Origin of the sequence: Stutzerimonas xanthomarina DSM 18231 (genome assembly GCF_900129835.1) — a bacterium.
GTDB lineage: Bacteria > Pseudomonadota > Gammaproteobacteria > Pseudomonadales > Pseudomonadaceae > Stutzerimonas > Stutzerimonas xanthomarina.
The window spans coordinates 59,403-79,475 of the sequence record NZ_FQXA01000001.1; the positions used below are offsets into that span (position 1 = coordinate 59,403).

Annotated in this window: 23 protein-coding genes; 10 read left to right on the forward strand and 13 right to left on the reverse strand. The window is 57.8% G+C overall.

Annotated elements, in window-relative coordinates; translation table 11 throughout:
- Positions 1–64: 64 nt before the first annotated feature.
- Both BUE09_RS00285 and BUE09_RS00290 read left to right on the forward strand, forming a co-directional pair.
- Positions 65–658 carry a phosphoheptose isomerase gene (locus tag BUE09_RS00285; protein WP_019342652.1) on the forward strand — a complete coding sequence of 198 codons (594 nt, stop codon included), beginning with the start codon at positions 65–67 and terminating at the stop codon, positions 656–658.
- Complete coding sequence (locus tag BUE09_RS00290) at positions 655–1,233, forward strand: BON domain-containing protein (protein ID WP_073298740.1); 579 nt, start codon at positions 655–657, stop codon at positions 1,231–1,233. The genes BUE09_RS00285 and BUE09_RS00290 overlap by 4 nt, the downstream gene beginning before the upstream one ends.
- A 115-nt stretch (positions 1,234–1,348) precedes the next feature.
- Here the strand turns inward: BUE09_RS00290 and BUE09_RS00295 are convergent, their stop codons facing one another.
- The 7 genes from BUE09_RS00295 to rplM all read right to left on the reverse strand — a co-directional run bounded on the left by BUE09_RS00295 (position 1,349) and on the right by rplM (position 6,193).
- A complete protein-coding gene (locus BUE09_RS00295; RefSeq protein ID WP_073298741.1) occupies positions 1,349–1,762 on the reverse strand; it encodes a ClpXP protease specificity-enhancing factor in 414 nt (137 codons plus the stop codon).
- Between the two features lie 13 nt (positions 1,763–1,775).
- A complete protein-coding gene (locus BUE09_RS00300) occupies positions 1,776–2,393 on the reverse strand; it encodes a glutathione S-transferase N-terminal domain-containing protein (protein WP_073298742.1) in 618 nt (205 codons plus the stop codon).
- A gap of 86 nt (positions 2,394–2,479) precedes the next feature.
- A complete protein-coding gene (locus BUE09_RS00305) occupies positions 2,480–3,289 on the reverse strand; it encodes a cytochrome c1 (protein ID WP_073298743.1) in 810 nt (269 codons plus the stop codon).
- Positions 3,289–4,500, reverse strand: coding sequence for a cytochrome b (locus BUE09_RS00310; RefSeq protein WP_073298744.1), 1,212 nt, complete (start codon positions 4,498–4,500; stop codon positions 3,289–3,291). Before BUE09_RS00310 ends, BUE09_RS00305 begins: the two co-directional genes overlap by 1 nt.
- The gene (gene petA / locus BUE09_RS00315) at positions 4,500–5,093 is read right to left on the reverse strand and encodes a ubiquinol-cytochrome c reductase iron-sulfur subunit (protein WP_073298745.1); all 594 of its coding nucleotides are present in this window, start codon (positions 5,091–5,093) and stop codon (positions 4,500–4,502) included. Before petA ends, BUE09_RS00310 begins: the two co-directional genes overlap by 1 nt.
- A gap of 264 nt (positions 5,094–5,357) precedes the next feature.
- A complete protein-coding gene (gene rpsI, locus BUE09_RS00320; protein WP_021209313.1) occupies positions 5,358–5,750 on the reverse strand; it encodes a 30S ribosomal protein S9 in 393 nt (130 codons plus the stop codon).
- 14 nt (positions 5,751–5,764) lie between these two features.
- Positions 5,765–6,193, reverse strand: coding sequence for a 50S ribosomal protein L13 (gene rplM, locus BUE09_RS00325; RefSeq protein ID WP_019342644.1), 429 nt, complete (start codon positions 6,191–6,193; stop codon positions 5,765–5,767).
- Positions 6,194–6,591: 398 nt separating this feature from the next.
- Between rplM and BUE09_RS00330 the strand changes: the two genes are divergently transcribed.
- The gene (locus BUE09_RS00330; RefSeq protein WP_073298746.1) at positions 6,592–7,629 is read left to right on the forward strand and encodes an NADP(H)-dependent aldo-keto reductase; all 1,038 of its coding nucleotides are present in this window, start codon (positions 6,592–6,594) and stop codon (positions 7,627–7,629) included.
- Positions 7,630–7,721: 92 nt separating this feature from the next.
- Positions 7,722–8,414 carry an energy-coupling factor ABC transporter permease gene (locus tag BUE09_RS00335; RefSeq protein ID WP_073298747.1) on the forward strand — a complete coding sequence of 231 codons (693 nt, stop codon included), beginning with the start codon at positions 7,722–7,724 and terminating at the stop codon, positions 8,412–8,414.
- Positions 8,415–8,455: 41 nt separating this feature from the next.
- Here BUE09_RS00335 and yacG read toward each other — a convergent pair whose 3' ends face one another.
- The 5 genes from yacG to pilB form a co-directional block, all read right to left on the reverse strand.
- Entirely contained in the window at positions 8,456–8,653 is a 198-nt protein-coding gene (gene yacG, locus BUE09_RS00340; RefSeq protein ID WP_045424782.1) for a DNA gyrase inhibitor YacG, read from the reverse strand.
- Entirely contained in the window at positions 8,650–9,258 is a 609-nt protein-coding gene (gene coaE, locus BUE09_RS00345; protein WP_073298748.1) for a dephospho-CoA kinase, read from the reverse strand. The genes yacG and coaE overlap by 4 nt, the downstream gene beginning before the upstream one ends.
- A gap of 305 nt (positions 9,259–9,563) precedes the next feature.
- A complete protein-coding gene (locus BUE09_RS00350) occupies positions 9,564–10,427 on the reverse strand; it encodes a prepilin peptidase (protein ID WP_073298749.1) in 864 nt (287 codons plus the stop codon).
- Positions 10,428–10,431: 4 nt separating this feature from the next.
- A complete protein-coding gene (locus BUE09_RS00355) occupies positions 10,432–11,652 on the reverse strand; it encodes a type II secretion system F family protein (protein ID WP_073298750.1) in 1,221 nt (406 codons plus the stop codon).
- A 2-nt stretch (positions 11,653–11,654) separates the two neighbouring features.
- On the reverse strand, positions 11,655–13,361 hold the full coding sequence (pilB, locus tag BUE09_RS00360) for a type IV-A pilus assembly ATPase PilB (protein ID WP_073298751.1): 1,707 nt from the start codon (positions 13,359–13,361) through the stop codon (positions 11,655–11,657).
- A 502-nt stretch (positions 13,362–13,863) separates the two neighbouring features.
- On the opposite strand from pilB, the gene BUE09_RS20735 reads away from it, so the two are divergent.
- From BUE09_RS20735 to BUE09_RS00385, 6 genes are all read left to right on the forward strand, one after another.
- A complete protein-coding gene (locus BUE09_RS20735; protein ID WP_073298752.1) occupies positions 13,864–14,049 on the forward strand; it encodes a type IV pilin protein in 186 nt (61 codons plus the stop codon).
- A 33-nt stretch (positions 14,050–14,082) separates the two neighbouring features.
- Positions 14,083–14,529 carry a hypothetical protein gene (locus tag BUE09_RS20055; RefSeq protein WP_143164606.1) on the forward strand — a complete coding sequence of 149 codons (447 nt, stop codon included), beginning with the start codon at positions 14,083–14,085 and terminating at the stop codon, positions 14,527–14,529.
- Between the two features lie 316 nt (positions 14,530–14,845).
- Complete coding sequence (locus BUE09_RS00370) at positions 14,846–15,655, forward strand: ABC transporter permease subunit (protein ID WP_167369762.1); 810 nt, start codon at positions 14,846–14,848, stop codon at positions 15,653–15,655.
- 1 nt (position 15,656) lies between these two features.
- Positions 15,657–16,493: a tetratricopeptide repeat protein gene (locus BUE09_RS00375; RefSeq protein WP_073298753.1), complete on the forward strand. Its 837-nt coding sequence runs from the start codon at positions 15,657–15,659 to the stop codon at positions 16,491–16,493.
- The gene (locus BUE09_RS00380; RefSeq protein WP_073298754.1) at positions 16,490–17,386 is read left to right on the forward strand and encodes an ABC transporter ATP-binding protein; all 897 of its coding nucleotides are present in this window, start codon (positions 16,490–16,492) and stop codon (positions 17,384–17,386) included. Before BUE09_RS00375 ends, BUE09_RS00380 begins: the two co-directional genes overlap by 4 nt.
- Before the next feature lie 191 nt (positions 17,387–17,577).
- Complete coding sequence (locus BUE09_RS00385; protein WP_073298755.1) at positions 17,578–18,015, forward strand: YtoQ family protein; 438 nt, start codon at positions 17,578–17,580, stop codon at positions 18,013–18,015.
- A 152-nt stretch (positions 18,016–18,167) separates the two neighbouring features.
- On the opposite strand, the gene cysN is transcribed toward BUE09_RS00385, so the two are convergent.
- On the reverse strand, positions 18,168–20,066 hold the full coding sequence (gene cysN / locus BUE09_RS00390; protein WP_073298756.1) for a sulfate adenylyltransferase subunit CysN: 1,899 nt from the start codon (positions 20,064–20,066) through the stop codon (positions 18,168–18,170).
- Positions 20,067–20,073: the final 7 nt, after the last annotated feature.

Consider the following 20,073-nt stretch of genomic DNA (forward strand, 5'->3'; position numbering starts at 1 on the left):
GCACCAAAGATTCCTTGCGGCACGGCCTAAGCAGCCCAGCCCGTCACCTGAAGGTTTATTTCCGATGGATATGCAATCCCGTATACGTCAGCTCTTCCTAGCCAGCATCGAAACCAAACAAAGCGCTATGGAAGTGCTCGCACCAAGCATCGAGCAAGCCGGGCAAGTAATGGTCAACACGCTGCTCAGCGAAGGCAAAATTCTGACCTGCGGCAACGGTGGCTCCGCTGGCGATGCTCAGCATTTTTCGTCTGAGCTGCTCAACCGATTTGAGCGGGAACGACCTAGCCTGCCGGCAATCGCGCTGACCACGGACAGTTCGACGATAACGTCCATTGCCAATGACTACAGTTACAACGAAGTGTTCTCCAAGCAGATCCGCGCCCTGGGTCAGCCGGGCGATGTGCTGCTGGCGATTTCCACCAGTGGCAATTCAGCCAATGTCATTCAGGCGATTCAGGCCGCACATGACCGGGAGATGGTGGTGGTCGCGCTCACTGGCCGCGACGGCGGCGGTATGGCCTCGCTGCTGCTGCCAGAAGACGTTGAAATACGTGTACCGGCAAAGGTGACGGCCCGCATTCAAGAGGTGCACCTGCTGACCATTCATTGCCTCTGCGACCTGATCGACAACCAACTCTTTGGGAGTGAAGAATGACTTCGGTTCATCTGCACGCGCTTACGCTCGCACTATGCCTTGCCGTTACCGGTTGCAGCTCAGTGCTCACCGCCACACGCGACGATCCGATTGACGATAATCGCGGCACTCGCACGATCGGCAGCACGATTGATGACTCGTTGATCGAAACGAAAGCTGCCGTGAACATCGCCAAAGCCCATCCGGACCTGGACCAGGCCTCCCATATCGTCGTTGCCAGCTACAACGGAGTGGTGCTGCTGGCGGGGCAAACGCCACGCGCAGAACTAAAGCAGCTAGCCGAACAAGCCGCCAGCTCCGTGCAGCGCGTCAAGCGCGTACACAACGAAGTTCAGGTGCTGAAACCCTCATCCGGCCTGGCCCGCAGCAATGACTCCTGGTTAACAACCAAGATCAAGGCACAGATGCTGGCAGACGCTTCCGTTCCCGGCTCTCGCATAAAAGTCATCACCGAGAACGGCATTGTCTATCTGCTTGGCCTCGTCACGCGCCAGGAAGGCAACCGCGCAACGAGCGTGGTGCAAGGCGTGTCCGGCGTGCAGCGCATCGTCAAGCTGTTCGAATATATCGATTAAGGCTCAAGGCCGAAAAGCGCAGCGGTGGATGGAGCCTTGTATTCCATCGACGCGCCTGGCCGCCTTGACCGATCTTTCCTCCGGCCTCGCAACCAGAAGCGCCTTTCGGTCTCTATTATTTGACGACCTTCAAACTCGGGCGCCCACCGGAGGTCGGACGTGACGCGGTGCCCGTGCCGGCTGAAGCCTCATCGGAGGGCGTCTCGTCATCCGGCGGAGTCGGCTCAACTTCAAAGACCATCCCCTGCCCGTTCTCCCTGGCGTAGATTGCCATGATCGCTGCAGACGGGACGTGCAAGCTATGCGGAACACCACCAAAGCGCCCCTCGAAACTGATTGCCTGGTTATCCATTTGCAGTTGGCGCACCGCACTGGGCGCCACGTTCAATACGATCTGGCCATCACTGGCAAAGCCATCAGGCACCCGAACGCCTACGTAATCAGCGTTGACCAGCAGATGCGGCGTGTAGTCGTTATCGACGATCCATTCGTACAGCGCCCGTACCAGATAAGGTCGGCTCGATGTCATATAAAACCCCTTCTTAGCGCATGCCGCGCTCAACGGCAGATAGACTGACCTGAAAGGCCTCGCGAGCAAAATTGATCTCCATGTAATCGAGCAGTGGTTTCGCCGCTCGTGGCAATTCGATTCCGAGTGTGGGTAAACGCCACAGGATAGGCAACAGGCAGCAGTCCACCAAACTGATCTCATCACTCATGAAGAACGGCTTCTCAGCGAACACGGGCGACACGCCCGTCAGGCTCTCGCGCAGCTCTTTGCGCGCCAGCGCACGGGCCGCTTCAGCTGTACGGCGGTCGCCGATCCGATCCACCAGCGCACACCAATCCCGCTGCACTCGATGCACCAGCAGCCGGGTATTCGCTCGAGCTACCGGATAGACAGGAAGCAACGGCGGGTGCGGATAACGCTCTTCGAGGTACTCGGTGATAACGCACGGCTCATAAAGCGCCAAATCGCGATCCACGAGCGTCGGCACGCTGGCGTACGGATTCACCTCGGTCAACCTGACCGGACAATGCGCCGAGTCAACGTCGATTATTTCGACGCTGACACCTTTTTCAGCAAGCACATAACGCACTCGATGCGAATAGTGGTCGGCGGGATCGGAATAGCAGGCCAACCGATTGGTAGCGGCCATAGGGTCCCTCCTTAAAAATATACGGTGGCAGAAAAAAACGCGCGCCCATTAAGGGCGCGCGCGGGGTACAGCAAACGAGCAAGGAATCAGTGGATGTCTTTCCAATATTCCCGCTTGAGCAGATAGGCAAATACGAAGAAGAACGCCAGGAACAGCAGTACATAGGTACCGATGCGCTGGCTCTCCAGCTTGACCGGATTTGCCGAGTACGCAAGGAAGCTCACAAGATTCTTGATCTTCTCGTCGTATTCGGCCTCGCTAAGCTCGCCGGTACCCGGGACGACCGTCATCGCATGGCAGTCTTCATGCGTGATCGGGGTGCCGGTCAGCGGATCGAACTGCTTGCGCCCGTCCTCGACAACCTGAACCTGCTTGCACGCCACCGACTCGCCCTCAGGAAGCGTACCAGGCAACACCTGACGCCCCTGCAACGGCGCCAGCACATGCGGCATGCCCACGTTCGGGAATACCGTGTTGTTGACCCCATAAGGACGAGTAGGATCTTCGTAGAAACTGCGCAGGTAGGTGTACAACCAGTCGTTTCCACGCACTCGCGCGACCAGTGTCAGGTCCGGCGGAGCTGCACCAAACCAGGTCTTGGCGTCGTCCGGAGTCATGCCGATCTTCATGTGATCGCCGATTTTGGCGCCAGTAAAGACGATATTGTCGAGCATGATCTCTGCGGGAATATCCAGATCCGTTGCAACCCGCTCGTACCGCTGGTACTGCGCGCTGTGGCAGCCCATGCAGTAGTTGGTAAAGGTCTGAAGACCATCCTGCAACGCGACCTTATCAGTCAGATCGACATCGACTTCATCCAGATGAACGCCACCACCAGCCGCGAAACCAAAGGCCGGCACCAGTGCAAGAATCAATGCAGCAAATTGCTTTTTCATCAGCCAGCCACCCTTTGCGGAACTACTTTGGTCTTCTCGAGCTTGGTATAGAACGGCATCAGGATGAAGTAGCCGAAGTAGATAGCAGTACAGATCCGCGCGAGAAGTGTGCGCTCAGGAGTCGGAGCCAGTACGCCAAGCACACCGAGAATGATGAAGGAGACGCAGAACGCCAGCAGCGTGATCTTGCTCATCCAGCCCTTGTACTTCATCGATTTGACCGGACTGCGGTCAAGCCAGGGTAGTACGAACAGCACGGCGATCGCAGCGCCCATCGCAATGACACCGAGCAGCTTGTCTGGAATCGCGCGAAGGATCGCGTAGAACGGCGTGAAATACCAAACAGGCGCGATATGCTCTGGCGTCTTGAAGGCGTTCGCCACTTCGAAGTTGGGCTTCTCTAGGAAATAGCCGCCCATTTCCGGGAAGAAGAACACGATGGCGCAGAACACGAACAGGAACACCACGACACCCACGATATCCTTCACCGTGTAGTACGGATGGAACGGAATGCCATCAAGCGGCACGCCTGCTTCGTCCTTGGTCTTCTTGATGTCGACGCCCATCGGGTTGTTCGAGCCCACCTCGTGCAGCGCGAGGATGTGCAGCACGACCAGCCCGAGGATCACGATCGGCAGTGCGATGACGTGCAGTGCAAAGAAGCGGTTCAGGGTGATGCCGGAGATTAGGTAATCGCCGCGAATCCACTGGGTCAGATCGTCGCCAATAACCGGGATAGCACCGAACAACGAGATGATTACCTGGGCGCCCCAGTAGGACATCTGGCCCCACGGCAGCAGGTAGCCCATGAAGGCCTCCGCCATCAACGCCAGATAGATCATCATGCCGAAGATCCAGACCAGCTCGCGCGGCTTCTGATAGGAGCCATAGAGGATCCCGCGGAACATATGCAGGTAGACCACGACGAAGAACGCCGACGCACCCGTGGAATGCAGGTAGCGAATGATCCAGCCATACTCGACGTCGCGCATGATGTATTCGACTGAGGCGAATGCACCTTCTGCAGACGGCTCGAAACTCATCGTCAACCAAACGCCGGTAAGCAGTTGGTTGACAAGAACCAACAAGGCGAGCGAACCGAAGAAATACAGGACGTTAAAGTTCTTCGGTGCGTAGTACTTGCTTAGATGGTCTTCCCACATCTTGGTCGCGGGGAAGCGCGCATCGACCCATTCCATGAACTTGCTCATCATGCGCTCTCCTGATCCACGCCGATGACGACAATGGAGTCCGTCTCGTATGTGTGTGGGGGAACCGGCAGGTTCAAGGGCGCAGGCTGGCCCTTGTAGACGCGGCCAGCCAAGTCGTACTTCGATCCGTGGCACGGGCAGAAGTAGCCGCCGAGCCAATCAGCACCCAGATCAGGCGCCGCTAATTCCGGCCGGAAAGACGGGGAACAACCGAGGTGCGTGCAGAGTCCGACGACAATAAGCACCTCTGGCTTGATCGAGCGAACCGCCGGATCGACATAGGTCGGCTGTACCGAAGCCTCGGAATTGGGATCCGCTACTGTGTCAGTCAACTTAGCCAGGTTCGTCATCGCCTCCTCGGTCCGACGAAGGATAAATACCGGCTGACCGCGCCACTCGGCAACCATCTGCTGGCCTGGCTCGATCTTGCTGATATTTACCTTAACCGGTGCACCGGCTGCCTTGGCCTTGGCACTTGGGAACCACGATCCCACGAACGGGACCGCGGCACCCACCGCTCCTGCAGCACCTACTACCGAAGTAGCGGCTACGAGGAAGCGACGCCGGCCAGCATTCACGCCGTCATTGCTCATTCAGTCGTCTCCCATCAGTTTCTTATGGCCTACCGAAAGCAGGCGTCTACTACGTGCGTCTACCGTAAAACGAGGCCGCGAAAAAATTCGCCAAATGGTAAAGAAAACCCCCTCTCATGACAAGGTAATAACCGGATACATCCTTGCGTCAGGCCCCGAAAGTCGGGGCTTGACGCGTGACATGCTGTCGCAGGAGAGAAACGACGAGCATAAAAAAACGCCCAGCTCCGTGAGAAGCTGGGCGTTCTTTTTGCGAAGCCTGAATTAGCGCTTCGAGTACTGCGGACGCTTACGCGCCTTACGCAGACCGACTTTCTTACGTTCAACTTCGCGAGCATCGCGAGTAACGAAGCCAGCTTTACGCAGAGCAGGACGCAGAGTCTCGTCATATTCCATCAGCGCACGAGTGATGCCGTGACGGATCGCACCGGCCTGACCACTCACACCACCACCGAGAACGGTAACGTAAATGTCGAATTTTTCGACAGTCTCGGTCAGTTCCAGAGGTTGACGAACGACCATGCGAGCGGTTTCACGCCCGAAGAAGTTGTCCAACTCGCGGTTGTTGATGGAGATTTTGCCAGTACCCGGACGCAGGAATACGCGTGCGGTTGCAGTCTTACGACGGCCAGTGCCGTAGTTTTGAGTCGCCGACATAATGAACTATTCCGTTAAATCTTCAGTTCTTGGGGCTGCTGAGCGGTATGCGGATGATTGGCACCCTTATACACCTTCAGCTTACGGTACATGTCGCGACCCAGCGGGTTCTTAGGCAGCATGCCTTTGACCGCGGTCTCGATCACACGCTCTGGCGCCTTGGCGATCAGCTTCTCGAAGTTGATCGACTTGATGCCACCCGGGAAACCGGAGTGAGAGTAGTACATCTTGTCGGTGGTTTTCGCACCGGTAACACGCACTTGCTCGGCATTGATAACGACGATGTAATCACCGGTATCGACGTGAGGGGTATATTCCGCCTTGTGCTTGCCACGCAGGCGGCTAGCGATTTCGGTTGCCAGACGACCCAGGGTCTGGCCGGCAGCGTCGACGACGAACCAGTCGCGCTTGACGGTTTCCGGTTTAGCAGTAAAAGTCTTCATTCGTTATAGCCTCAGGGGCCGCCCTGAAAATAAGACGGCGAATCTTACTGAATGGTGCTCGCCCTGGCAAGACCAGGACAGCCGGAAACAGACGCTATCGGGGGCTCGGGTCAGCGCGTCCGCTACGGCAGTGTTCGGTAGGCTAGGCATCCCCTACCTTGTTTGTGCGTCAACGGGCTAGGCATCCCCGGCGACAGGCTGCGGAATTATCCGGATTACCAGCGAAATAGCAAGCAGCTTCTTATCCTTCCACTCCGTCGGGGCCTCAAGGCGCAATCAGATCGATGCCGCCGACCACCCGCCCGTGACGGATGCCTCCAGGCCAGCAGGGAAGACAAGAAACTTATCGCCTGCGCTACCATCCCAGTCCGAGAACCCTCCAAACGCAAGGACACCGCATGGAACAGCGCCGACTAGGCCGTACCGAACTTAATGTCACGGCGCTCTGCCTGGGCACCATGACCTGGGGCGAGCAGAACAGCGAGCGCGAGGCCTTCGCCCAGCTTGACTGCGCTAAAGCCGCAGGCATCAATTTCGTCGACACCGCCGAAATGTACCCGGTACCGCCCAAGCCGGATACCTATGCCTCCACCGAGCGCTACATAGGTAACTACTTCAAGACACGCGGCAACCGCGCCGACTGGGTTCTGGCCAGTAAAATCGCCGGCCCAGGCAATGGCATCAACCACATCCGCGACGGCCAGTTGAAAATGAATCGCCAGCACATCGTTGCAGCACTGGACGCCAGCTTGCAGCGCCTGCAGACGGACTGGATCGATCTTTATCAACTGCATTGGCCTGAGCGCAGCACAAACTTCTTCGGCCAGCTTGGCTACCGTCATCAGGATCAGGATTTCACGCCGATAGAGGAAACCCTCGAGGTGCTCGACGAGCAAATAAAAGCCGGCAAGATCCGCCATATCGGCCTGTCGAACGAAACGCCATGGGGCACCATGAAGTTCCTGCAGCTTGCCGAAGCCCGAGGCTGGCCCCGCGCCGTTTCGATCCAGAACCCCTACAACTTGCTTAACCGGACCTTTGAAGTCGGCCTCGCCGAGATCGCCATGCGCGAGCAATGCGGACTCCTTGCCTACTCGCCGCTGGCATTCGGCATGCTCAGCGGCAAATACGAGCAAGGTGCGCGACCAGCCGGAGCACGCCTGACGCTGTTCAGCCGCTTCGCTCGTTACGGCAACTCACAATCGCGAGCGGCATGCTCCCGGTATGTGGCGCTTGCCCGAGAGCACGGCCTGGACCCTGCGCAAATGGCCCTTGCCTATGTGACCCAACAGCCTTTCGTGACCAGCAACATCATCGGTGCTACTTCGATCGAACAGCTTGAAAGCAATCTCGCCAGCACCGAACTGCAATTATCAACAGAGGTACTCGAAGCCATCGAGGCAATTCACACCGAACAACCCAACCCTGCCCCTTGAGGAAATCTTGAGCCAAGCATCCGGTGACCGCAGAAAGGCGCAAGCCTTGTCCGCGCTATCACCAATCAGCCTCTGGCGCTAGGAGCTCGTAGATGATCGCTGCCGAACTGCTCGCGCCGACCAGCCTTGTGCTGGGCTGGCTACTGTATGCCGCCGGGCTGATTTGGGCGTGCCTGCGGGCACCCTGGATCGAGCTGTTTAGCGACACACGCCGACAGCACCTGCTGTTTGGTGCGGTTCTTGCGATCTTTCTGCTTTGGCTGGTTCGCCGGGACTTCGATTCGGGCCTATCTTTCCATTTCATCGGCCTGACTGCCGTTACGCTACTGCTCGACTGGCCCTTGGCGATTCTTGCGGCGTTTATCGCCCAGCTTGGCTTGACGATCACAGGCCACCAGCAATTGATTGCCCTTGGCCTGAATGGCGTCTTGCTGGTGCTGATCCCTGTTACGGTAACCGAGCTCTGCGCGATCGCAGTCGAACGCACCCAGCCACGCAACCTCTTCGTGTATATCTTCTTCTCTGGCTTCTTTGCCGCTGGTCTCGCGGCACTGTTCTGCATCCTTGCAGGGCTTGGGGTCTTGTTGATCGATGGTCGCTACCCAATGCCACCCTGGCTTGAGGACTTTTCCGGCTACATCTGGCTGGTGATGTTTCCCGAGGCCTTCATCAACGGTACGGTCGTGAGCGCCCTGGTCGTCTTCTATCCGGACTGGATGGAAACCTTCAATCGCAGCCGTTATCTGCAAGCCCCATGGAAAGATGACGGCAGTGACGAGGCGTGAGCAAGCGCGCTAGCACACCGAGGCGCCCCCCCAACCGCCAGTCAGTGCTGGCGCGGCGGCATATCATCCGAGAACAGATCATCCTCAAGCTCGTTGCCGGGGATCGCATGCTCTTCCGAGGCCCAGGCGCCCAAGTCGATCAACTTGCACCGCTCCGAGCAGAAAGGCCGATTGGCACTCTTCACGCTCCACTCGACTGGCGCGCCGCATGTGGGACATTCAACAACTGCAGTACTCATTCCTGACCTCCCCGTAGCGTCAGATAAAACTCATGTAAACGTTTGACCTCGCTTTCCAGCCAGGCCCGATCTCGTTCATTGACCAGCACATCATCGGCATGGCGTAAGCGTTCTTCGCGGCTGGCCTGCGCATTGAGAATGGCGCGGATCTGCGCTTCGCTGGATTGATCACGCCGAATGGCGCGCTCCAACTGCAACGCCTCCGGCACATCGACCACCAACACGCGCGCAACCTGGTGGTGCTGACCGGACTCCACCAATAAAGGCGAAACCATGATCGCGTACGGTGAGGTTGCCCGAGCGAGGTGCTCGGCGGTCTCCTGGCGTATCAGCGGATGCAATAGCTGCTCAAGCCATTTGCGCTGTTCCGGCTCACGGAATACCCGTTCGCGCAGCGCGGCTCTATCCAGACTGCCATCGCTCGCGAGGACAGCCTCGCCGAACCGATCGACAATCAGCCCCAGCGCTGGTCGACCTGGCTCGACAACCCAGCGTGCGGCATGGTCAGCATCGACCCAATGCACCCCGAGGCGACCGAAAGCATCCACCACGGCGCTCTTGCCGCTACCGATACCACCGGTCAAACCAAGCACCCAAGGCTTCATCACGATCCGTCCAGACAATAAAACGACGCGCAGTAGTAACGTCTGATTGGCGAGGATGCAAGAGCAGATCGATGCTTGATCGAATCGATCCCCTTAGGGTTTAGCACGCTTGAATTGCTGCGGAGGCGCACGACGGGAGGGCTGGTCTCGACGGAGCCATCTGCCCGCTTTGAAGAGACAAACAGCCGCCAGGAAAGCGCAACAGCTTCGAACCGACTGCTCAACAATGGAACCAGCTGCTCACCCTACGCTGAACCGGGCTAGCGCTAGGACCCGCTAAAGCGAATCACCTCCTACCCAGACCGTCAGAACCTGGCGAATTGAAGATAGGCCGACGTAATCTGATCACCCCAGAGCAACGCAACCCAACCTGCAATCGCCAAATACGGGCCGAAGGGAATGGTTGTGCCGCTGTCCGCCTTTTGCATACGCAGCATGATGGTGCCCAGCACTGCGCCCACGACTGACGAGAGAAGAATGGTCAGCGGCAAGACTTGCCATCCCCCCCAAGCGCCCAGCATTGCCAGCAGCTTGAAATCGCCATAGCCCATGCCTTCCTTGCCGGTCACCAGCTTGAATAGCCAGTACACCGACCACAGGCTGAGATATCCAGCGATTGCCCCCCACACTGCATCCGGCAATGAGGCGAACAAGCCGTAGTGGTTAACAATCAAACCCAGCCAAAGCAGTGGCAACACAAGGGAGTCGGGGAGCAATTGGTGATCGACATCGATCAAGCTCATCGCCAGCAGCCCCCAGGTCAGCAACAGCATCGCCCCGCCCTGCCAGGTCAAGCCAAAGTGCCAGGCCACATAGGCGGACAACAGGCCGCAGAGCAGCTCGACCGTCGGGTAGCGACGGCTGATCGGCGCTTTGCACGACGAGCACTTGCCGCGCAGCGCTAACCAGCTGACCAAGGGAATGTTTTCCCAAGGACGGATCTCATGGTCGCACTGCGGGCAGTGAGAGTTAGGCAGAATCAGATTGAAGGTCGTAGACGGCTCGACCGGCAACTCCAGAAACTCACGCGCCTGGGCGCGCCAGTCTCGCTGCATCATGATCGGCAGGCGATGGATCACCACGTTGAGAAAACTGCCTACCAGCAGGCCCAATACCAGTGCGCATAAAACAAAGGCCAGCGTGTTGCTGGCCAAAATATCAAAAATCATTGATTTATCCGACCACGCTGCCCAGCTGGAAGATGGGCAGGTACATGGCGATGATCAGACCGCCAACAAGCACACCCAGCACCGCCATGATCATAGGCTCCATCAGAGTGGTCAGGTTGTCGACCATGTTGTCGACCTCCTCCTCGTAAAAGCTGGCAACCTTGTCCAGCATCTCATCCAGCGACCCGGATTCCTCGCCGATTGCGGTCATCTGAATCGCCATAGAGGGAAATACGCCCGTGGTGCGCATGGAGAAGTTCAATTGCACCCCGGAGGAAACGTCATTGCGAATCTTGGCTACAGCATTGCGAAAGACCACGTTGCCAGTAGCCCCAGCAACTGAGTCCAACGCATCTACCAGCGGCACGCCAGCAGCAAATGTGGTCGAAAGGGTGCGCGCATAGCGAGCCACCACCGCCTTGTACAATATGTCGCCAACAATCGGGGTCTTCAGCAGCCCACGATCCAGTGCATCGCGAAATTTCTGGGAACGCTTGTAGAAGTGCTTAAAGGTGAAGGCAAAGGCGAATAACCCGATCAGCACCAAATACCACCATTCCTGCAACCATCTCGAAAGCCCGACGACCATTTGAGTGAAGGCAGGCAGTTCGGCACCAAAGCCCTGAAACACGCTTTCGAACTGCGGCACGACCTTGATCAAGAGAATCGCCGATACGATGATCGCCACCACGATTACTGCAATCGGGTAGGTCATTGCTTTTTTAATCTTGGCCTTGAGCTGTTCGGTCTTTTCTTTATAAGTCGCAACGCGGTCCAACAGGGTTTCAAGCGCACCCGATTGCTCACCTGACTCGACCAGATTGCAGTAGAGATCATCGAAATATTGCGGCTTCTTGCGCAGCGAGCCTGCAAAGCTGTTACCCGCCGCCACCTCCTGCTTAACCTCGTCCACCAACTTGCGCATGTTGGGGTTGTCGAAGCCCTCACCGATGATGTCGAAGGACTGCAGCAGCGGCACGCCGGCTTTCATCATGGTGGCCATCTGCCTCGTAAAAAGAGCGATGTCCATCGGCTTGATTTTCTTGCCTGCCCCAAACAGCGAGACAGCCTTTTTGCGCACCTTGAGCGGATTGATACCCTGCTTGCGGAGTTGCGCCTTGATCAGCGCCGGGCTTTGACCAGAGAGCTCACCCTTGATCCTGCTGCCCTTGCGGTCAGTCCCTTCCCAGGTGAACACACTGGTTTTCAACGCTTTTTCCGCCATGGTTAGTCCTTGGTCACGCGGTTGACTTCTTCCAGGCTGGTAATGCCACTCATGGCTTTGACCAAACCGGAAATGCGCAAATCATTGAAACCATCTTTGCGCGCCTGGAGGGCGATATCGATGGAGTTACCTTCCTCCATGATAAGCCGTTGCAGGGCTGGCGTGATTTTAACCACTTCATAAATACCGACACGGCCTTTGTAGCCGCCGTTGCAATTATCACAACCCACCGGCCCGTAGAGCTGGAACGTGCCAATCCGGTCTTCCGGGATGCCTTCCTTCAAAAGCGCCTCGCGTGGCACCTCCACTTCTGTTTTGCAGCTAGAGCAAAGCTTACGAGCGAGCCGCTGAGCGATGATCAGGTTGACTGATGTGGCAATGTTAAAGGCCGGTACCCCCATGTTACGCAGACGGGTGAGCGTCTCCGCAGCACTGTTGGTGTGAAGGGTCGACATAACCATATGGCCGGTTTGGGCGGCCTTGACGGCGATCTCCGCAGTCTCCAGGTCACGGATCTCCCCCACCATGATGATGTCCGGATCCTGGCGCAGGAAGGCGCGCAGCGCCTGGGCGAAATCCATGCCTTGCCGCGGATTGACGTTGACCTGATTGATGCCCTCAAGGTTGATCTCTACCGGGTCTTCAGCCGTAGAGATATTCACATCGACGGTGTTAAGAATGTTCAGCCCGGTGTACAGGGAAACGGTCTTGCCCGAGCCGGTAGGCCCAGTGACCAAGATCATCCCTTGCGGCTGCTTTAGCGCGGCCATGTACAGCGCTTTCTGGTCTTCCTCATAACCCAGCGCATCGATGCCCATCTTGGCGCTGGAGGAATCGAGGATACGCATCACGATCTTTTCGCCCCACAGCGTGGGCAGGCTGTTGACGCGGAAATCGATGGACTTGGTCTTGGAGACCTTCATCTTGATCCGACCGTCCTGCGGCTTGCGTCGTTCGGCAATATCCAGCGCCGCCATCACTTTGAGCCGTGCAGAAATCCGACTGACCAACTGCACTGGAGGCCGAGCCACTTCATGTAGCACGCCATCGGTACGAAAGCGGACGCGGTAGGATTTTTCGTAGGGCTCGAAGTGCAGGTCGGATGAGCCGCGCTTGATGGCATCCAGTAGCATCTTGTTGACGAAACGGACAACCGGCGCGTCATCAGCCTCGTTATGCTCCCCCTCTTCCTTCTCGGCCGCACCGCCACCCACCTCGATATCCAGATCGTCCAGGTCGGAATCGGACAGCCCATCCAGGGCGGTATTGGCCGACTCGAAGAGCTTTTCGATGGCTTCACCCAGCTTGTCATCTTCAACCAGCACCGACTCGACCGAGAGCCCGGTATTGAACTGGATATCGCTGATGGCTTGGTGATTGGTTGGGTCGGACACCGCCACATACAATTTATTGCCACGGCGCTGCAGCGGCAGGACCCGGTGCTGGCGAACCAGCTTTTCACTGACGAGATCTTGGGGCTGAGTTTCTTTATCCAGCGTCGTCAGATCGAAGTATGGAACGCCGAACTGTTCCCCCGCGACCTCGGCTATGGCCCGACTTTTCACCAGCTTGTTCTGCACCAGCCATGAAACCAGTGGCACCTGGTTGCGCTGGGCTTGCTGCTGCGCCTGCAGCGCAATCTTTTCATCAAGCTGCCCGACCAGTACTAACTGGCGCGCCAACCCACCGAGAGGAGCGTTTTCGTTCATTGAACTGCCTATAAAGGCTGGAGAAATGTGGCGCCCTTATATCGCAGTTACAAAGGCCTGCCAAACGCGCCAACGAGAGGTGGCAATTATTGTCACTTGTTGACTGGGGAGGTTGCTGTCTAACCGAGCTACCCCGCCATATCCTGTAGTTCAACTAACTTACCCGCCGCACAAACTGTAGGTGGCGCGCCCCGCGGCGATGCGATGCCGAGCATCTCTTATACAGGCGAAGGCATTCGACCGACGCTACTGCGCCCAAGCACCAAAAACCCAAGCGCAGCGGGGCCTCAGACAAAGCTAGCCTCCCCTGCAGGAGGCGCGCCCCGGGGCGAAAGCTAGCTCCAAGCTGGTCAAAACCTACCCCCACCACTAAGCCAATTCAACCGCGGAAAGTGACACGCCGCACAGCTGCAGCACTTCACACAACCATCCCACCCCGCTTGGCACAGAAGCTGCTCCTGTCTCACCAGGTCCAACGACCTCACCAACAAGGAGCTTTTCAATGAAGTCCATCAAGAAGCAAAAAGGTTTCACTCTGATCGAACTGATGATCGTGGTTGCGATCATCGGGATTCTGGCTGCCATTGCTATTCCGCAATTCAATGATTACCGAGCCAAAGCGAACGATTCCACAGCGCTGGCCGATGCGAAAAACAGCATTACCGCTCTTACGGCCGCGCAGAAGTAACGAACTGCATAGTCAACTATTTCGGAGATAAGTATGAAAAACAAACTACTGTTTAGCTTGGGCTTGGTAGCAGCCAATGTAATGTTCTCCACTGGCGCCAGCGCTGCAGCAAAGGATTTGGCAAACGGTGCCGTTACGATCTTAGACTGCACGCTACTAGCTGAGGACGTTCGTATCAGTCCTTCTAACAACGTGCTGGTAGCTTACAACTGCGGAGGAACTGCAAAAGCTATTCAAGTAGCCACTTGTCATACGGATGGGCGTACTGCTGAGCGGACAGTGCAGACACCTTGCGATGACGACGATACAACCACAGCCATCCCAGCATGTACTGACCCGCTCGCAACTCAAGTGACGTCCGGAGCAAGCATTTTCACTGCCCGCTCTAACGGTGGCAAAGTTCAGCCCGCAGCATTCGCGAACGGCACTGTCTGCGATGCAGCATCAGTAAAGTCGAAGATTCCCGATCTGAACATCTAAGCAGTTCAGTCATTCCCGCCTAACAGGGCGGGAATGAACCTTTAGTAGGGTTGCAACCCGCGCGAATAAAATCTTTGCCCTTAGCCCTGCAGCCTCATTGCTTAATCGGCAGACCGCACATTTGCTGCACGCTTATACAATTTGTACCCGAACGTTTAACCACTGTGGTTAGCCCGTTAGGCTGGAATCGGCGCAGGCGCTTCCGTCGTTTACTGCGACAGCTTTTGTTGCGAAACTGCTCCACACCCATTCGGATATATCCATAGCCACCTACCGCTACCACTTCGCTTCCCGAAAACTATTTAATGGCCGCCCTATGACGCATCCCTCTGACTTTCTGGTTGGTGTTCGTCTCGCCTTGAGGGCTCGCTATCTCTGCCTGTCAGGTTGCTCGCTGCTGGTGTTGGCGCTGTCCGTCCTGCTGGCCGCCCAGTTTAGTGGTCGCCAACCCGCCACCGTGGCGTTGGATATCGGCCTGTCGGTAATGCGCCTGCTTTTGCCGCTGGTTCTGGTGCTGATGACACAGGAACTGATCTCGCGCGAGTTCGACAGGCGTTACTTTCTCAACACCCTTTCCTATCCACATCCCCGTCACAGCCTTTTGCTAGGTCGTTTTTTTGCTATCGCAGCCCTAACGCTCGGGCTATTGCTGGTTCTGGCCGGCGCACTGGCGCTATTTGTCCGCCTGGCTAGCCAGGGTTACACGCAAAGCACACCGGTTGCGTTGGGTCATCAGTATCTGGTCACTGTCGGCTTTATCGGGCTCGACCTGCTGGTATTGACAGCCATCGCCACGCTTCTCGCGGTGGTCGCCTCCACGCCAAGCTTCGTACTGATTGGCACCTTCGGCTTTATGCTCGTTGCTCGCTCGTTCGGCGCCATTGTCGAACTGCTGAGCCGCAACGCTGCGGTGGTCGGCGATGCCGAAACCTACCGATCGAGTGTTGGACTGCTGGGCTACTTGCTCCCGGATTTGGGGACTCTCGATGTACGAATGATCGCATTGTACGGGCGCATGGATCTGCTCCCGCCTGCCTGGCCTTGGCTGATCCTGTCGAGCATCACCTATACGCTCGGGCTGCTCGGATTGGCGGTATGGGCCCTGCAACGTAAGCGTTTCGCCTGATATGCGCTCACGGCATGCATTGACGGTCGCCCTGCTGGGCTTAGCCTTGTTTGTAGGGATTGCCGCGTGGCGTGCCCAGCAACCGGTGACGCTGACGCCACAGTTTTTTTCTGATCGGGTAGTGATTCCAGCGCCCCTGCTGGTAGCGTTGCATGGCGGCGACCGCTTTCTGGCCGCTGACCTCGAAACCATGCGTCTGGCCGCGACCGGCCTGGATGACCGAGGCGTCGACACGGGTTATCTGGTCCGCGCCCAGCGCGAGGTCGCTCGACTCAACCCTTGCCACGAAGACAACTACTATCTGGCCAATGGCTTGCTGACTTGGGGCGGAGCGGTAGAAGAAGGCAATGACGTTTTGCGTGCGGCCGTTGAATGTCGCTTCTGGGATGAGATTCCACCGTTTTTCTATGGCATCAACCTGGCATTCTTTCAGCGAAACAATGAAGAAGCCGCACGGGTGTTGGAAATCGGTGCGCAGCGATCTCCGCAGAACGCCGCCGCAATGCGCAAACTGGCAGTAATGCTACGCGCCGAGCAGTTCGCCGATGAGCGCCTTGCGCTCAACTACCTGATCCAGCAGCGCGACAGCGCCGCCGATCCTAAACTGCAGGACATGCTCGACAAGCGCGTCATTCGCCTGCAGGGTTTGATCGCGCTACGCGAGGCGCAGAGACGCTACGAGCAAGAACATGGCCCGCTCACAACTCTTGATCAGTTGGTCGCTCGGCACCTGATCGAGAGTCTGCCAACCGATCCCTTGCGCCTCGGCTATGAGATTCGTGACGGGCGCATCGAACTAAAGAAACTGAAAATCGCCGGATTGGAGGAACAGCCTTGAGCGCAGCCGTAGAGTTTAAGGGTGTCAGCCATACCTACCGAGCCAAGGGTAAGCAGGTTCAAGCTGTACGGGACGTGAGCTTCAGCCTGTCCGAAGGCGAAGTGTTCGGCTTTGTAGGCCCCAACGGCGCCGGCAAGTCCACCACGATCAAGATCATGCTGGACATCATCAATGACTATCAGGGTCAGGTGACGCTTTATGGCATTGATGCCCGCCGGGCCGAAGCCCGACAGGGCATGGCCTATGTGCCGGAAGCGCCGGCTCTGTATGACCAGTTCACACCCTTGGAAATCCTGCGCATGGGGCTGTCCATGTATAGCATCAAACGCAGCGATGCGGATGCCTGGTGCTTGCAGTGGCTGGAGAGATTCTCTGTGGACGGCACCGGTAAACGGCGGATGCGCGAGCTCTCCAAAGGCAACGCACAGCGGGTCGCGCTGGCCCATGCCATGGCTGTCGAGCCACGCCTGCTGATTCTCGACGAGCCGCTGTCCGGCCTTGACCCGGTGGGCCGCAAGGATGTGGTTGAGATCCTCAATGAGTATAAGAAACAAGGTGGCGCGATTTTCTTCACTTCTCACGTGCTGCATGACGTGGAACGAATCGCCGACCGCTTCGGATTTATCAACAAAGGCCAGCTGGTCACCGTCCGCTCACCTCGCGAACTGGCTGCCGAACGCGCTGACTGTTTTATCCTGCGTTACCAAGCGGATCAGTCGCTGACGCCAGCGTGCATCGCGCTTCGTCCCGGGGAGTTCGAGTGCGAACTTGCACAAAGCGAGTTACCGGCCGCCATTGCGCAGCTGGGCAACACCGGCGGCCACCTGCTGACCGTCAAGCCTGCAGTATCGCTGGAGACTGTGTTCTTCCGCATACTCGCTGAGGCCTCCTAGACGTATTCGTACAGGCCGCCACTTAGCGGAATGCACCTGATTGGACCGGCCCAGCGCTGTGTTCCCAATTACGGCGTGCCACCTACAGAAAGCATGATCGCCACTTGAACCTCCGCCAGTGGCTGGTCTTGAAGCGCCTACCGGGCTAGCATCCGACCCTATTTGCCAAGCCCAACACCTCAGGAGGATTCATGAGTTTTACCGTTTACCTGTCCGGCGAAATTCACACCGACTGGCGCGACGAGATTAAGCATGGCGCCGCCGCAGCCGGATTGGATGTGCTATTCACTTCAGCCGTCACCGCTCACGAAGCCAGCGATGCCGCCGGTGATTGCCTGGGCGCCGAGTCCAATGCCTTCTGGCGCGACCACAAGTCGTCCAAAGTCAATGCAATCCGCACCAAGACGCTGATCCAGCAAGCGGACCTCGTGGTGGTGCGTTTCGGCGACAAGTACAAGCAGTGGAACGCGGCGTTCGATGCCGGTTACTGCGCGGCGCTGGGCAAGCCTTATGTCACGCTGCATGACGACGATATTGTGCACCCGCTGAAGGAGGTCGATGCGGCTGCCATGGCATGGGCCACCACTACCGAACAGGTCGTGGAAATTCTGAAATACGTGGTGCAGTAAGTGCCGGGGGAGTTGCAACTGGCACATATCAAATGCGAGATTTACTCTTAAAGCGATTTGCCGGCCCCCAAAAGAAACCCCGCCACTTGGGCGGGGTTGATCATCAGCCTGAACGCCCTGACTGCCCAAGGCGGAATGGCTTACTTCATTGATCAGATAGCGCCACGCTTGCGCAGCAGATCAATCACCTGCTTGACACTCTCCTCGACCGTAAGCGACTCCGTGTCGATCACCAGATCAGCGTTCACCGGCACGTCGTAAGGGAAGGACTCGCCGGGGATGTTGTCGCCGCCTGCCGCGTACAACCCCTGCGGATCGCGTTGCTGGCAGGCCTGCGGAGAAGCCTGCACATAAACGGTTATAGCCCGATCAGTGCCAATCAGCACTCTGGCCTGCTCGCGACCTTCAGCATCGGGAGCGACGAAGGCGGCGAGCGTTAGCAGGCCTGCCTCGTTGAACTGACGTGCCACATTGGCGGCACGGCGCCAATTCTCGGTGCGACCTGCGCGGTCCTGCGGCAGCCCCTTGTTCAGGTCATGGCGCAGGTTCTGGCCGTCCAGCACGTAAACCGCACGGCCCATGTCGAACAGCTTACGCTCGACCGCATAGGCCAGGGTGCTCTTGCCGGCACCGGACAAGCCGGTGAACAGCACGGTTGCCGGCTGCTGGCCGAAACGGCTTGCACGCTCTTCGGTGGATACGTGCGCCAGCGCACCGTGGTGTCCGAATGAGCCGTGGGCGACCGGGTCGGCAATGATCATGCCCGCACCGACAGTACCGTTGGTGAGGCGATCGATGATGATAAACGAGCCGGTAGCCGGGTTCCTCGCATAACCGTCCAGCGCGATCGGCGCGTCGAGGCTGACCTTGACCCGCCCGATCTCGTTCAGCTGCAGGCTACTGGCCGGGCCATGCTCCAGCGTATTCACGTCAACCCGATGAGTGATGCTGGCAATCGAGCCCGGTACATAACTGGTGGCACGCTTGATGTCGTATTTCTTGCCCGGCAGCATGGGCTCTTCGGCCATCCAGACCAGCATGGCGTCGAAGCTGTCCGTGATGCGCGGTTGGTTGTCGGCGTGCACGAGCATGTCGCCGCGCGACACGTCGATTTCGTCCTCAAGCGTCAGCGTAATTGCTTCGCCCGGGGTCGCCTGCTCCAGCTCGCCGTCAAACGTGACGATGGATTTGACGGTGCTGCGCTTGCCGGACGGCAAGACCACCACCTCGTCACCCTTGCGCACGATGCCGCTGGCCAGTGTGCCAGCGAAGCCGCGGAAGTTGAGGTTGGGACGATTGACGTACTGCACCGGGAAGCGCAGGTCATCAAAGTTGCGGTCGCCAGCGATCTCGACGCTTTCGAGAATCTCCATCAGCGACTGGCCTTCATACCAACGCGCGCGCTCGGAGCGGTTGACCACGTTGTCGCCCTTGAGCGCGGACATCGGCACGAAGTGCAGCGACGACGGTTTGAGCTCGATACGCTCGGCAAAGGCCAGGTAATCAGCCTTGATGCGCTCGAATACCTGCTGATCGAAGTCCATCAGGTCCATCTTGTTGATGGCCACGACGATGTGCTTGATGCCCAGCAGCGAGGTGATGAAGCTGTGGCGCTTGGTCTGGGTCTGCACGCCGTAGCGGGCGTCGACCAGGATGATCGCCAGGTCGCAAGTCGAGGCGCCGGTCGCCATGTTGCGCGTGTACTGCTCATGGCCGGGGGTGTCGGCGATGATGAACTTGCGCTTGGCGGTGGAGAAATAGCGGTAAGCAACATCAATGGTGATGCCCTGCTCGCGCTCGGCCTGCAGGCCGTCGACCAGCAACGCGAGGTCGACGTCATCGCCCGTGGTGCCGGATTTCTTCGAGTCGCGGGTGATCGCTTCGAGATGATCTTCGTAGATCATCTTCGAGTCGTGCAGCAGGCGCCCGATCAGGGTGCTCTTGCCGTCGTCGACGTTGCCGCAAGTCAGGAAGCGCAGAAGCTCTTTGCGCTCGTGCTGGGCCAGGTACGCGAGGATGTCCTCGCTGATCAAATCAGACTGATGAGACATGGTGCGG